Genomic DNA, 14781 nt, shown 5'->3' with positions numbered 1-14781 from the left:
TATAATTAAGGTCTAAAAATGCAAGGACACATTACAAACTATACAAAAAAACGATATTTTGTATATTTAATTGCAAGTATTATCATATTTTCCCTACCTTTCATAAGAATTAATGAGAATCATTTTTTTCTTTTAAGTTTTGATCATTCTAAATTAAACCTATTTTTTATTTCTTTTTCAACACAAGAATTTTATCTCATGCCTTTTGTTCTTATATTTCTTTTTTTATTTATTTTTTTTATTACAACTTTAGGTGGAAGAATTTGGTGTGCTTGGAGTTGTCCACAAACGATTTTTAGAGTTATATATAGAGATATCATACAAACTAAATTTCTTAAAATTCGCAAAAATATCAATAACAAACAAAAAGAATATGAGAGGCAATATTTTAAAAAATTTCTTGGAGTGATAATTTTTTATTTTATATCTTTAGTTGCTGTTAGTAATTTACTTTGGTACTTTATTCCTCCTGAAGATTTTTTCAATTATATTCAAAATCCTGGCGAGCATCTACTTTTACTTGGAATTTTATTTTGTGCTAGCTTACTTTTTACTTTGGATATTACCTATTTACAAGAAAAATTTTGTGTTTATGTCTGTCCTTATGCAAGAATACAATCTGTAATGTTCGATCATGATACAATGCAAGTGATCTACGATGAAAAACGCGGGGGCTTGATCTATGATGGACACACCAAACTTCATAAAAAACCGCCTGAGGGAGAATGCATAGGTTGCGAAGCCTGTGTTAGTATCTGTCCAACTCATATTGACATACGCAAAGGAATGCAACTTGAATGTATTAATTGTCTTGAATGTGCCGATGCTTGCTCTAAGGTTCAAAGCAAATTTAATCGTCCAAGTTTGATCAATTGGACAAGTGCAAAAGCTATTGAAACGCGTTCTAAGGTTCATTATTTAAGATTTAGAACGATAGCATATTTTATAGTTCTTTTAATTGCTTTACTGGCTTTAATCATCATGGGAAGCAAAAAAGAAAGCATGCTTTTAAATATCAATCGTAGTAGTGAATTATATAATATTTCAAATGTTAAAGGTGAATTAGTCATTTCAAATGCTTATACCTTTTTGTTTCAAAATACAGATTCTAAACCTCATGAATATTATTTTACAGCAAATTTAGAAGGAATAAATGATGGAATTGAAATCATAAGACCAAACAAACCTTTTAAATTAAAAGCAGGAGAACAAGTCAAAAAAATAGTTGTTATCAGGGCTACAAAAAATTTAGCAAATAATGATAAAAAAGACGTAATCTTTCCTTTACATATAAAAGCTTACGCAAAGGATAATGAAAAAATTTCGGTTTTTAGAAAAAGTATATTTGTATACCCTAAAAGCACTCTTATAAAGGATAAAAATGAACTCAAATAGAACACCATCACAAAAAGTTTTAGCCAGACAAGAAAAAATCAAAGCAGTGGCCTTAGAGCTTTTTTTAACAAAAGGATACCAAGAAACAAGTTTGAGTGATATTATTAAATTATCTGGAGGATCTTATTCTAATATTTATGATGGTTTTAAAAGTAAAGAAGGGCTATTCTTTGAAATTTTAGATGACATATGTAAAAAACACTTTCATCTTATTTATTCCAAAACACAAGAAATTGAAAATGGCACTTTAAAAGAAATTTTAACTTCTTTTGGTTTAGCTTTTATAGAAATTTTCAATCAACCAGAAGCTGTAGCTTTTGGTAAAATTATCTATTCTCAAGTTTATGACAAAGATAGACATCTTGCCAATTGGATAGAAAATAATCAACAAAATTTTTCCTATAACATACTTATGGGTTTTTTCAAGCAACAAAATAATTCTTATATGAAAAAAAATGCAGAAAAACTTGCTGTTCTTTTTTGCACTATGTTAAAAGAACCTTATCATCATCTTAATGTTTTAATTAATGCTCGTTTAAAAAATAAAAAAGAACAAAAAGAACATGTTGAATTTGTTGTAAATGTTTTTCTAAATGGAATCAATAGCTCCAAAGCTTAAAAAATAATTTTATTAACCAAAATTAAGATATAATTAGCCAAAAATTTTTGTAATAAAAATTACAATTTTTAATTTAATTTTTCAAGGCAAAACCATGAAATTATTTCAAAAAAATACTATTTTAGCTTTAGGTGTTGTGCTTTTACTCACTGCTTGCAGCAAAGAAGAAGCACCAAAAATACAAATGCCGCCTCAACCTGTAACAACCATGAGTGCTAAATCTGAAGATTTACCACTTAGTTTTACTTACCCTGCTAAACTTGTCAGTGATTATGATGTCATTATAAAACCTCAAGTTAGTGGCGTAATAGAAAATAAACTTTTTAAAGCTGGAGATAAAGTAAAAAAAGGACAAACATTATTTATTATAGAACAAGACAAATTTAAAGCTAGTGTTGATTCGGCTTACGGACAAGCTTTGATGGCTAAGGCAACTTTCGAAAATGCAAGCAAGGATTTTAATCGTTCTAAAGCTCTTTTTAGTAAAAGTGCAATCTCTCAAAAGGAATACGACTCTTCTCTTGCTACATTTAACAATTCAAAAGCTAGTCTAGCAAGTGCTAGAGCACAGCTTGCAAATGCAAGAATTGATCTAGATCATACCGAAATAAAAGCTCCTTTTGATGGTACTATAGGAGATGCTTTAGTTAATATAGGAGATTATGTAAGTGCTTCAACAACTGAACTAGTTAGAGTTACAAATTTAAATCCTATTTACGCAGATTTCTTTATTTCAGATACAGATAAACTAAATTTAGTCCGTAATACTCAAAATGGAAAATGGGATTTAGACAGCATTCATGCAAATTTAAATCTTAATGGAGAAACCGTTCAAGGCAAACTTTATTTTATTGATTCTGTTATAGATGCTAATAGTGGAACAGTAAAAGCCAAAGCTATATTTGACAACAACAACTCAACACTTTTACCAGGTGCTTTTGCAACAATTACTTCAGAAGGTTTTATACAAAAAAATGGCTTTAAAGTGCCTCAAATAGCTGTTAAACAAAATCAAAATGATGTTTATGTTCTTCTTGTTAAAAATGGAAAAGTAGAAAAATCTTCTGTACATATAAGCTACCAAAACAATGAATATGCCATTATTGACAAAGGATTACAAAATGGCGATAAAATCATTTTAGATAACTTTAAAAAAATTCAAGTTGGTAGCGAAGTTAAAGAAATTGGAGCACAATAATGTTTTCTAAATTTTTTATCGAAAGACCTGTTTTTGCTTCAGTTGTTGCAATTATCATTTCTTTAGCTGGAGCTATAGGTCTTACAAATTTACCTATAGAACAATATCCTTCTTTAACCCCTCCTACAGTTAAAGTAAGTGCAACTTACACAGGAGCTGATGCACAAACCATTGCTTCAACAGTTGCAAGTCCTATCGAAGATGCAATCAATGGCGCAGATAATATGATTTACATGGATTCAACTTCAAGTTCTTCAGGAACTATGAGTTTGACTGTTTATTTTGATATCGGTACAGATCCTGATCAAGCCACCATAGATGTTAATAATAGAATTTCAGCCGCAACTGCAAAAATGCCAGATGCAGTTAAAAAACTTGGAGTAACAGTTAGAAAAACTTCCTCAACAACACTTGCTGCAATTTCTATGTATTCAAGTGATGGCTCAATGAGTGCAGTAGATGTATATAACTATATCACTTTAAATGTTTTAGATGAGTTAAAAAGGGTTCCAGGAGTTGGAGATGCAAACGCTATAGGAAATCGTAATTATTCTTTAAGAATTTGGCTCAAGCCTGATTTATTAAATAAATTTGGAATCACAGCTACTGATGTAATTTCTGCGGTTAATGACCAAAATGCCCAATACGCAACTGGTAAAATTGGCGAAGAACCTGTAACCCAAAAATCCCCTTATGTTTATTCAATCACTATGCAAGGAAGACTACAAAATCCTAGTGAATTTGAAAACATTATTTTAAGAACAAATAATGATGGATCATTTTTAAGACTTAAAGATGTAGCTGATGTGGAAATAGGATCACAACAATACAGCTCACAAGGACGATTAAATGGCAATGATGCAGTTCCAATTATGATCAATCTTCAATCAGGGGCAAACGCATTGCATACAGCAGAACTTGTTCAAGCTAAAATGCAAGAACTTTCAAAAAATTTTCCAAAAGGTTTAACATATAAAATTCCTTACGATACAACAAAATTTGTAATAGAATCAATCAAAGAAGTTGTTAAAACTTTTGTTGAAGCTCTAATTTTAGTTATCATTGTTATGTATATGTTCTTAAAGAATTTCCGTGCAACACTTATTCCTATGATAGCTGTACCTGTTTCATTGTTAGGAACTTTTGCTGGACTTTATGTTTTAGGTTTTAGTATTAACTTGCTTACGCTTTTTGCTTTAATTTTAGCCATAGGGATCGTTGTAGATGATGCGATTATAGTTGTAGAAAATATTGATAGGATTTTACATGAAAATGAGCAAATAAGCGTAAAAGATGCTGCTATCCAAGCGATGCAAGAAGTTAGCTCTCCGGTTATTTCAATTGTTCTTGTGCTTTGTGCTGTTTTTGTACCAGTTTCTTTTATATCAGGTTTTGTTGGAGAAATTCAAAGACAATTTGCTCTTACCTTAGCTATATCTGTAACCATATCAGGTTTTGTTGCTCTTACCTTAACACCTTCTTTATGTGCACTCTTTTTGCGACGCAATGAAGGAGAGCCATTTAAATTTGTAAAGAAATTTAATGATTTTTTTGATTGGAGTACCTCTGTATTTAGCGCAGGAGTAGCATATATCCTAAAAAGAACCATTCGTTTTGTTTTAATTTTTTGTATTATGCTTGGAGCAATTTTTTATCTCTATAAAGCAGTACCAAATTCTTTAGTTCCTGAAGAAGATCAAGGTTTGATGATTAGCATTATTAATCTTCCTTCAGCTTCAGCACTCCATAGAACAATTTCAGAGGTTGATCACATAAGCCAAGAAGTTTTAAAAACTAATGGAGTTAAAGATGCAATGGCTATGATAGGATTTGATCTTTTTACAAGTTCACTCAAAGAAAATGCCGCTGCAATGTTTATAGGTTTGCAAGATTGGAAAGATAGAAATATAAGCGCTGATCAAATTATAGCCGAACTTAATAAAAAATTTGCTTTTGATCGCAATGCTTCAAGTGTATTTATAGGCTTACCTCCTATACCTGGATTAAGTATCACAGGCGGTTTTGAAATGTATGTTCAAAACAAAAGCGGAAAAAGCTATGATGAAATACAAAAAGATGTAAATAAACTTGTTGCTGTGGCCAACCAAAGAAAAGAGCTATCAAGAGTAAGAACAACCCTTGATACAACTTTCCCTCAATACAAGCTTATAATTGATAGAGATAAATTAAAACACTACAATCTTAACATGCAAGATGTTTTTAACACGATGAATGCAACTATAGGCACTTATTATGTTAATGATTTTTCTATGCTAGGTAAAAACTTCCAAGTAAATATCCGCGCAAAAGGTGATTTTAGAAATACACAAGATGCATTAAAAAATATTTTTGTAAGATCAAATGATGGAAAAATGATACCACTTGATTCTTTCTTAACTTTACAAAGAAGTTCAGGGCCTGATGATGTAAAACGATTCAACCTTTTCCCAGCAGCACAAGTTCAAGGTCAACCCGCACCAGGTTATACTTCAGGCCAAGCTATAGAAGCGATTGCTCAAGTAGCAAAAGAAACTTTAGGGGATGATTATTCCATAGCTTGGAGTGGATCAGCTTATCAAGAAGTTTCTAGCAAAGGAACAGCAAGCTATGCTTTTGCTTTAGGCATGGTATTTGTCTTTTTAATCCTAGCTGCCCAATATGAAAGATGGCTTATACCTTTAGCAGTTGTAACAGCTGTGCCTTTTGCGGTATTTGGATCATTTTTATTGGTATATTTAAGAGGATTTAGCAATGATATATATTTTCAAACAGGACTTTTGCTCTTGATTGGACTTTCAGCTAAAAATGCTATCTTAATCGTAGAATTTGCAATGGAAGAGCGCTTTAAAAAAGGTAAAGGAGTTTTTGAAGCAGCTGTTGCAGCAGCAAAACTTCGTTTTCGTCCTATCATAATGACTTCTTTGGCATTTACTTTTGGGGTCTTGCCAATGATTTTCGCAACAGGAGCAGGAAGTGCTTCAAGACACTCTTTAGGAACAGGGCTTATTGGTGGAATGATCGCAGCATCAACTTTAGCGATATTCTTTGTGCCTTTATTTTTCTATCTTTTAGAAAATTTTAATGAATGGCTAGATAAAAAAAGAGGTAAGGTTCATGAATAAAATAATTTCAATTAGCGCTATAGCAAGTTTTACTCTTTTGATTTCAGCTTGCTCTTTAAGTCCAAATTTAAATATTCCCGAAGCAAACTATAGCATTGATAATAAGCTTGGAGCCTTATCCTGGGAAAAAGAAAACAATAGCTCTATCACAAAAAATTGGTGGAAAGACTTTGATGATGAAAATTTAAATAAAGTGGTTGATTTAGCACTTAAAAATAATAATGATTTAAAACTTGCTTTCATACACATGGAACAAGCTGCTGCTCAATTAGGTATAGATTTTAGCAGTTTGTTGCCAAAATTTGATGGTAGCGCAAGCGGAAGTCGTGCAAAAACAGCTATAAATGCTCCAAGCAATCGAACTGGGGAAGTAAGTTACGGTAATGATTTTAAAATGGGACTTAATTTAAGCTATGAAATCGATCTTTGGGGAAAATATCGCGATACATATCGCGCCTCAAAATCAGGCTTTAAAGCAAGTGAGTATGATTATGAAGCTGCAAGACTTTCTGTTATTTCAAATACAGTTCAAACTTATTTTAATCTTGTAAATGCTTATGAAAATGAAAATGCTCTTAAAGAAGCCTATGAATCTGCAAAAGAAATTTATAGGATTAATGATGAAAAATTTCAAGTTGGTGCTGTAGGTGAATATGAACTTGCTCAAGCAAGAGCCAACTTAGAAAGTATGGCTTTGCAATATAATGAAGCAAAGTTAAATAAAGAAAATTACCTTAAAGCTTTAAAAATTTTAACTTCAAATGATTTAAATGACATACTTTACAAAAATCAAAGCTATCAAGTTTTTAATCTTAAAGAATTTGACATTCCAACTGGAATTTCAAGCACCATCTTGCTTCAACGTCCAGATATTGGCTCTTCTTTAGAAAAATTAACTCAGCAAAATTATCTTGTTGGAGTAGCTCGCACGGCTTTCTTACCTAGCCTTTCTTTAACAGGATTATTGGGATTTGAAAGCGGGGATTTAGATACCTTGGTTAAAGGAGGTTCTAAGACTTGGAATATAGGTGGAAACTTTACTCTGCCTATTTTTCATTGGGGTGAAATTTACCAAAATGTAAATTTAGCCAAGCTTAATAAAGATGAAGCTTTTGTAAATTATCAAAATACTTTGATTACTGCTTTTGGAGAAATTCGCTATGCTTTAGTAGCTAGAAAAACTATACGCTTACAATACGATAATGCACAAGCAAGCGAACAATCTTACAAAAGAATCTATGAAATTGCTAAAGAACGCTATGATATAGGAGAAATGTCTTTGCAAGATTATTTAGAGGCACGTCAAAATTGGCTTAATGCTGCGGTTGCTTTTAATAATATTAAATATTCTTATGCCAATTCCATAGTAGATGTAATCAAAGCATTTGGTGGAGGAATTGAGCAAAATGAAGACACGAGTAAAAATATAAAAGAAGAATCAAAAAATTTAGATATATCTTTTAGAGAATAGTTCGTTCTATTCTCTAAATAAATTAAAAATCTTTATCTAAATCTGCATCTGTAATTTCATAAACCTTGTAAATAGCAGGCAATAATTTTCTTATAGCATAATCAAAATGATAAAATTGCTTATATACCTCTTCTGGATTTAAATTTTTAGCATTCTTAAAATCAAATACTTCAGTATCATTGATTTTGGCAATATTTTCATCAAAATAAGAGTAAAACTCTGCTCTTTGTTTAAACAAAGCATTTAAATTTTGAACAATTTTGGCTTTATTCATTTTATATCCTTTTTAAATAATTTAAAAACTTAATCCCATTTTTTATTTAAGAAATAAAAAATTTACTCCTATTTTAGCTAAAAATTGATAAAGTTATATCTTAAATATTTTAATATATAGGCCACTTATGAATTTATTTCAAAATTTAGCTTTAAAATACTCTCATACTATGATGGAAAAATCTCTTCAAAAAGGTTTCAATGTTGAACTTTTAAAACAACCCAAAGAAAAAATTCCAAAACAAGATAAAAGCTATATGCTTTATGCTCATGTACCTTTTTGCCATACTTTTTGTCCTTATTGTAGCTTTCATAAATATTATTATGATGAAAATTTAGCCAAAGTATATTTTCAAAATCTTAGAGAAGAAATTAAAATCATGAAAGATAAAGGTTTTGATTTTACCTCCATGTATGTGGGTGGTGGTACAACACTGATTAACGAAGAGGAACTATTAAAAACCTTAGAACTTTGTAAAAAATTATTTAATATAAAAGAAATTTCATGCGAAAGCGATCCAAATCATATTGATCCAAATAAGCTTTCTATGTTTAAAGGCATAATTGATCGTTTAAGTTGCGGGATTCAAAGTTTTGATGATGAAACTTTAAAAAAAGTGGCAAGATATAATAAATTTGGTTCATCTCAAGAACTTCAAGAAAAAATTTCAAAAGCTTTAGGAATTTTGCCTATTTTTAGTATAGATCTTATTTTCAATCTTCCAGGACAAAGCGAAAAACAACTTTTAAATGACTTAGAAATTGCCAAAAATTTAGCCCCGCAACAAATCACAACCTATCCTTTAATGAAATCAAATCTTACCAAAGACAATATCGCCAAAAGTTTAGGAGTGAGCATTGAAGACAATGAATTTGCTTATTATCAAATCATACGCGAATTTTTTAAAGACTATACCCAAAACAATGGTTGGAGTTTTTCTTTGGAAAAAAATAAACTCAATGATGAATATGTTAGCTCTCATCATGAATACCTAGGAGTAGGTAGTGGAGCATTTAGCTTCTTAGATGGAGAGCTTTTAATTAATGCATTTAATCTAAATGATTATGCCAAATTTATACAAGAAAAACAAAATGCTAATATAGCCAAAGCTTGTTTTGATAAAAAAGAAATTATCAAATATGTCTTTTTAACTGAAATTTTTTCAGGGAAAATAGAAATTGATAAATTTAACAAAACTCTAAATTGCAATCTCGAAAAAGAACTTTTCATAGAACTTTTAGGGCTTAAAACAAGCGGTGCCATCATAAAAGATCAAAATGCTTTAATCGCAACCAAATTTGGTCAATATCTTTTTGTGGTTTTAATGAAAGATTTTTACACAGGAATGGATCTTGTGCGCGCAGTATTTAGAGATGATAAGCGTCTTAAAAATAAAGATTATATCGATATCATGAAAGAAAATATTGATCCGCTTAACTCCACTAGCATGGAATTTAAAGCGGAGACAAACTAAAAGGGACGAACAACCATCATTAGAGCGATAATAATAAACATTATAGTTGGAAATTCATTATAAATTCTAAAATATTTTCCACTTTTAGTAGAAGTATCATTTGCTAAAGCTTTTAAACAATAATAATTATGTATATGGAAAATAATCAAAAGTGTAACACAGGTAAGTTTAACATGCATAAAACCCGCACCTACCATTAAAACTTCCTTATGAGCATGCAACATTAAACTTCCTGTGATTAAAGTCACAATCATTGCAGGAGTTTGTATATAATAATAAAGTTTTCTTTCTTGAATTTTTACAACCTCAACAAAACCTTTATTGTCTTTATGTTCAGCATGATACACAAAAAGACGAGGTAAATAAAAAAGTCCAGCCATCCAAGAAACAAATGCCAAATAATGCACCCATTTAATCCAAAAATAATAATCATTAATCCATTCTGTCATCTTTTTTCCTTTTTTTAAATATTTCTTGTATTAAAATCAAAGCCACACTTATATTTATCATGACATCTGCAACATTAAAAATAGCAAAATTAAACCATTTATGCCAAAAAAACATATCCACTACACCTCCATGTATAAAACGATCCAATAAATTTGAAACGCCGGCACCAAGCATCATTCCAAAAGCTATGCTATGAGTTTTTAAAAGTGTTCTTTGCCAAAAAAGATAAATAAAAAGCACGCCAATTAAAGCAAGATGTAAATATTTTAAATTATGTTCTAAAAAACTCAACATTGAAAAAGCTACGCCTGTATTTAGAGCATAAGTTAAATCTAAGTATTCACTCTGCCATCTAAATCCTGCTAAAGTTAAGGATTTTACCCATTGATCAAGGGCAAAAACCAAAACAAAGGCACCCCAAAAATAAAAAATAAATTTAAAAGTTTTAGCCATTTAAAGCTTTCTTAAAAAACTCCACAACATTTTTCATTTCTTTTTCTAAGAGCTTAATATCTCTGGCTTCTAGTAAAAGTCTTATCAAATTTTCTGTTCCAGAATAGCGAAATAAGGTATTAATATTTTTATTTTCTAAATCTTTTTTTAATTCTTTTAAACCTTTAATTTTATCTAAATCTTTTTTTTCTGCAATTTTAAGATTGGTTAAAAGCTGAGGATAAGGTTTAACTTGACCCAAAATAGAACTTGCAGATTTTTTCTTAGAAAGCATTAAAGCACTAAATTGCAAGGCGGCTATCAAACCATCTCCAGTTTTTGCATAATCGCTAAAAATAATATGCCCACTTTGTTCTCCACCAAAATTTCCACCATTGGCTTTTAGTTTTTCAAGCACATATTTATCGCCAACATTACAAGTATCAAGTTCTATACCATGTTTATTTAAAAACTCTTTTAAAGCACCATTACTCATTATAGTAGCCACAACACTTGATTGTAATTTACCTTGTTCTTTAAGATAAAGTGCCAATACGCCCAATAAACTATCCCCATTAGCCACTTCGCCTTTTTCATCTACAACCACCAAACGATCTGCATCACCATCAAAAGCAAAGCCCACATCTGCACGCAAACGCTTTACCTCAGCAGCTAAATTTGCAGGATGTAAAGCTCCACAATTTTCATTGATATTAAGTCCATTAGGTTTATCGCTCATTACTATAACTTCAGCACCTAATTCCTTAAAAACAGTAGGTGCTACCTTATAAGCTGCCCCATGAGCCACATCTAAAACCACACGCAAAGACTTTAAAGTAAGATCTTTTGGAAAAGAATTTTTAATAGAAACAATATACCTTCCTATAACATCATCAATTCTTTTCGCTTGACCAATTTTCTCCATATCTACCTTAGAGGCTTGTATAAGCTTATCATCAAAATAAATTTCTTCTATTTTTTTCTCTATATCTTCACTGAGTTTGTTTCCATGAGCATCAAAAAATTTAATACCATTATCATAATAAGGATTGTGAGAAGCTGAAATCATAATCCCTGCATCACAACGCATATCTTCAGTTAAGAATGCAATCGCAGGAGTTGGCATAGGACCAATTTGTATAACATTATATCCTATAGAAGTAAGCCCTGAAACAATAGCATTTTCTATCATATAGCCGCTTCTTCTTGTATCTTTTCCTACTAAGATATTATTAGTAATACTTTTATCTTTAAAATAAATACCCGCAGCCATTGCTAAACGCATAGCCAAAAAACTATCTAAAAATTCACCCGCTTTTCCACGAACTCCATCAGTTCCAAAAAGTTTCATTGCAAACCTTTCTAGCAAAATTTAAAGACAATTATAACAAAGCTAAGATAAAGAAATTTAAACAAGCTCTAAAATTAGAGCTTGTTTGGAACCTTATAGTTCAGGTTTAGGAGTTTTTTCAGTAGAAATAGGAAGTTGTGGATAAACAATTGCTGGTTTTGTTCCTGTTAAAGATTTTAAGAAAGTTTCAATACTTTTTGCTTCTTTATCAGAAATTTTAATGCCAAGTTGCACACTACCCATTTCCTTAATAGCATCTTTTAAATTCCAAATCGCACCATTATGAAAATATGGAGCAGTTTCAGCAACATTTCTTAAAGTTGGAGTTTTTACCATGCCATTTGCATCACCTTTAAAATCACCTAAATTTGCAAATTTATATTTACCAGCAACTTCAAACGCTTGCATATTGCCACCTAAATTCACACCATTATGACAAGCTACACAACCTTTATCTATAAAAAGCTTTAAGCCTTTTTGTTCTTCTTTTGTTAAAGCTTTTTCATCGCCTTCTAAAAATTTATCAAAACGAGATGGAGTGATCAAAGTTCTTTCAAAATTTGCAATTGCATCAGCAATATTGTCAAAATTTACACCGCTTTTACCATAGATTTTTTTAAACTCACTCACATATTCAGGCAAAGATGAAATTTTTTCTACTGCAAGTTTAGCAGGAGTTGCCATTTCAGGATCAGCTTGGATTGGACCTTTAGCTTGATCGGCTAATGTTCCTGCACGACCATCCCAAAATTGAGTATTATTTAAAACTGCATTATAAACTGTTGGTGAATTTAAATGATGAGGATTTGCTGTCCATTTATGACCTATTGCAGTACTGATTCCATCTGTTCCACCAAGTCCTACATTATGACAGGTATTACAAGAAATGATACCACTTTTTGAAAGACGTGGTTCAAAATAGAGCTTTTTGCCAAGCTCTGCTTTTTCAAGAGTAAATTCACTAGCCTTTACTCCATTTTGTTTTAAAATTTCATCAACGCCTTTTTGATCTTTTGGTAAGGCAACAAGACCTGAATTTTTAGCTTCATCTATAAGACTTGCAGCATTTAAGCTTGAAAAAGCAACTAAGGATGCGATTAGCAATGATTTTACTTTCATTTATAAACTCCTATTAAAGATAAATTAAAATAAAATAATAATCATTTAGAGCTTAAATAAAAATAAATATTATTAAAAAATATTTACAATTAATTAATACTAATTTTATCTTAAAAATTATTTTTTGTTTATTTATTTTCATAAGATATAATTTTTAGTTATAAATCTTAAAATTTTAAGATGATTTGAAAAGGATATTATGGAAAATTTAATAATTTACGCTTTTATATATCTTTTAGGTTCAATCCCTTTTGGGCTAATCCTAGCTAAATTTTTTGCTAAAACTGATATCAAAAAAGAAGGTTCAAAAAGTATAGGAGCAACCAATGTTTTAAGAGTAGTAAAAGAAAAAAATCCCAAACTAGCAAAAAAACTTGCCATTGCTACAATAATTTTAGATTTTGCAAAAGCAGCTATTCCTTTACTAATCTTGAAATTTCTTCATTATGATCAAGCTTTGCTTTGGAGCGTCGCAGTTTTGGCTATTTTTGGACACTGTTTTTCAATTTACTTGTTATTTGAAGGAGGGAAAGGCATAGCAACAGGAGCAGGCGCTATGATAGTTTTACTTCCATTGGAAGTGCTTACAGCATTTATTGTGTGGGTAGTTATTGGAAAAATTTTTAAAATATCTTCGCTAGCTTCTTTAGCAGCGTTACTTGCTTTTGTTATAAGTTCTTTTATATTTAATTATGACTTAGAAATTCATACACATGCACCCGTTTTCATTATCGCTTTTATTATAGTATATAAACATCTACCTAATATTAAAAGATTGATTTTTAAAGAAGAATGCAAAGTCATATAAAAATAAAATTTCACTTTAAGTGTATCATTGGTATATTAGATTTCGAAAGAAGAAAAAAACAAAAAATTATTATCAAGCTTAAAGCTAAAGCAAATGAATTTTTAAATTATGCAGAGGTAATTACCAAAATTAAAACATGGTATAAAAAAGAAGAATTTTACACCCTTGAAGAGTCTTTAGACTTTGTAAGCTTAAATTTAAAAAAAGATTTTCCTAATTTAACCAATCTTAACATAAAAATTTTCAAACCCCATATAATAAAAAATGCTACAGTTGGGGTTAAATTGAAAAAAAAATATTAATTTTTTTTTAAAGATATCTAAACATTTACTTAAGCTATGATATAATTCTTTAAATTTTTCTTAATAAGGATAGAACAAATGAGAATTTTAGTTATAGAAGATGAGATTAGCCTAAATAAAACAATTATAGACAATCTTAATGAATTTGGTTATCAAACTGATTCTTCTGAAAATTTTAAAGATGGAGAATACTTTATCGGCATTAGACATTATGATTTAGTTTTAGCAAACTGGACTTTACCTGATGGAGATGGAGCGGAACTTGTTAACACTATTAAGCATAAATCTCCAAGAACTTCGGTTATGATTATGTCTTCAAAAACAGACAAAGAAACAGAAATCAAAGCTTTGAAAGCTGGAGCTGATGATTTTGTTAAAAAACCTTTAGATTTTGATATTCTACTCGCAAGAATTGAAGCAAGACTAAGACTTGGCGGAACCAATGTTATTAAAATTGAAGACTTAGTTATTGATCCAGATGAGGAAAAAATTACTTATAAAGGTCAAGATATAGAACTTAAAGGAAAACCTTTTGAAGTTTTAACGCACTTAGCAAGACATTCGGATCAAATTGTATCCAAAGAACAACTTTTAGATGCCATCTGGGAAGAACCTGAGCTAGTAACTCCAAATGTTATCGAAGTAGCTATCAATCAAATTCGTCAAAAAATGGATAAACCATTAAATATATCTACCATAGAAACAGTTCGTCGTAGAGGATACCGTTTCTGCTTCCCTAAAAAATCTTAACAATTTTGCACCTTCG

At 30.3% G+C, this 14781-nt stretch carries 14 protein-coding genes; 9 read left to right on the top strand and 5 right to left on the bottom strand.

The window, feature by feature from the left end:
• Positions 1-18 precede the first annotated feature (18 nt).
• The 5 genes from ccoG to cmeC all read left to right on the top strand — a co-directional run bounded on the left by ccoG (position 19) and on the right by cmeC (position 7805).
• Positions 19-1395, top strand: coding sequence for a cytochrome c oxidase accessory protein CcoG (gene ccoG / locus FBF15_RS02550; RefSeq protein WP_002858753.1), 1377 nt, complete (start codon positions 19-21; stop codon positions 1393-1395).
• Positions 1382-2014 (top strand): multidrug efflux system transcriptional regulator CmeR, encoded by a 633-nt coding sequence (gene cmeR / locus FBF15_RS02545; RefSeq protein WP_038816887.1) that lies wholly within the window; start codon positions 1382-1384, stop codon positions 2012-2014. Before ccoG ends, cmeR begins: the two co-directional genes overlap by 14 nt.
• A 94-nt stretch (positions 2015-2108) precedes the next feature.
• Positions 2109-3212 carry a multidrug efflux RND transporter periplasmic adaptor subunit CmeA gene (gene cmeA / locus FBF15_RS02540; RefSeq protein WP_002858646.1) on the top strand — a complete coding sequence of 368 codons (1104 nt, stop codon included), beginning with the start codon at positions 2109-2111 and terminating at the stop codon, positions 3210-3212.
• Complete coding sequence (gene cmeB / locus FBF15_RS02535; RefSeq protein ID WP_165434546.1) at positions 3212-6334, top strand: multidrug efflux RND transporter permease subunit CmeB; 3123 nt, start codon at positions 3212-3214, stop codon at positions 6332-6334. Before cmeA ends, cmeB begins: the two co-directional genes overlap by 1 nt.
• The gene (gene cmeC / locus FBF15_RS02530) at positions 6327-7805 is read left to right on the top strand and encodes a multidrug efflux transporter outer membrane subunit CmeC (RefSeq protein ID WP_038816885.1); all 1479 of its coding nucleotides are present in this window, start codon (positions 6327-6329) and stop codon (positions 7803-7805) included. Before cmeB ends, cmeC begins: the two co-directional genes overlap by 8 nt.
• 22 nt (positions 7806-7827) lie before the next feature.
• Here cmeC and cmeU read toward each other — a convergent pair whose 3' ends face one another.
• The gene (gene cmeU / locus FBF15_RS02525) at positions 7828-8079 is read right to left on the bottom strand and encodes a CmeU family protein (protein ID WP_052773701.1); all 252 of its coding nucleotides are present in this window, start codon (positions 8077-8079) and stop codon (positions 7828-7830) included.
• A gap of 127 nt (positions 8080-8206) precedes the next feature.
• Between cmeU and FBF15_RS02520 the strand changes: the two genes are divergently transcribed.
• Positions 8207-9553: a coproporphyrinogen III oxidase family protein gene (locus FBF15_RS02520; RefSeq protein WP_002875811.1), complete on the top strand. Its 1347-nt coding sequence runs from the start codon at positions 8207-8209 to the stop codon at positions 9551-9553.
• Here FBF15_RS02520 and hemJ read toward each other — a convergent pair.
• From hemJ to FBF15_RS02500, 4 genes are all read right to left on the bottom strand, one after another.
• Positions 9550-10002, bottom strand: coding sequence for a protoporphyrinogen oxidase HemJ (gene hemJ / locus FBF15_RS02515; protein ID WP_002854237.1), 453 nt, complete (start codon positions 10000-10002; stop codon positions 9550-9552). The genes FBF15_RS02520 and hemJ overlap by 4 nt on opposite strands.
• A complete protein-coding gene (gene lspA / locus FBF15_RS02510) occupies positions 9986-10456 on the bottom strand; it encodes a signal peptidase II (RefSeq protein ID WP_002858678.1) in 471 nt (156 codons plus the stop codon). Before lspA ends, hemJ begins: the two co-directional genes overlap by 17 nt.
• A complete protein-coding gene (gene glmM / locus FBF15_RS02505) occupies positions 10449-11786 on the bottom strand; it encodes a phosphoglucosamine mutase (RefSeq protein WP_002860288.1) in 1338 nt (445 codons plus the stop codon). Before glmM ends, lspA begins: the two co-directional genes overlap by 8 nt.
• A gap of 93 nt (positions 11787-11879) precedes the next feature.
• A complete protein-coding gene (locus FBF15_RS02500; RefSeq protein WP_002857587.1) occupies positions 11880-12905 on the bottom strand; it encodes a cytochrome-c peroxidase in 1026 nt (341 codons plus the stop codon).
• 199 nt (positions 12906-13104) lie between these two features.
• Between FBF15_RS02500 and plsY the strand changes: the two genes are divergently transcribed.
• The 3 genes from plsY (at position 13105) to hsrA (ending at position 14765) form a co-directional block, all read left to right on the top strand.
• Positions 13105-13713 carry a glycerol-3-phosphate 1-O-acyltransferase PlsY gene (gene plsY, locus FBF15_RS02495; protein WP_002860289.1) on the top strand — a complete coding sequence of 203 codons (609 nt, stop codon included), beginning with the start codon at positions 13105-13107 and terminating at the stop codon, positions 13711-13713.
• Positions 13698-14015: a dihydroneopterin aldolase gene (locus FBF15_RS02490; RefSeq protein ID WP_002854273.1), complete on the top strand. Its 318-nt coding sequence runs from the start codon at positions 13698-13700 to the stop codon at positions 14013-14015. Before plsY ends, FBF15_RS02490 begins: the two co-directional genes overlap by 16 nt.
• A 78-nt stretch (positions 14016-14093) precedes the next feature.
• Complete coding sequence (gene hsrA / locus FBF15_RS02485) at positions 14094-14765, top strand: homeostatic response regulator transcription factor HsrA (protein WP_002857553.1); 672 nt, start codon at positions 14094-14096, stop codon at positions 14763-14765.
• Positions 14766-14781: the final 16 nt, after the last annotated feature.

It is taken from the genome of Campylobacter sp. CFSAN093233 (assembly GCF_011068165.1).
Taxonomy (GTDB): Bacteria; Campylobacterota; Campylobacteria; order Campylobacterales; family Campylobacteraceae; genus Campylobacter_D; species Campylobacter_D jejuni.
Note: the sequence above shows the minus strand (reverse complement) of the source record. Positions and strands in the feature narration are given on the sequence as shown.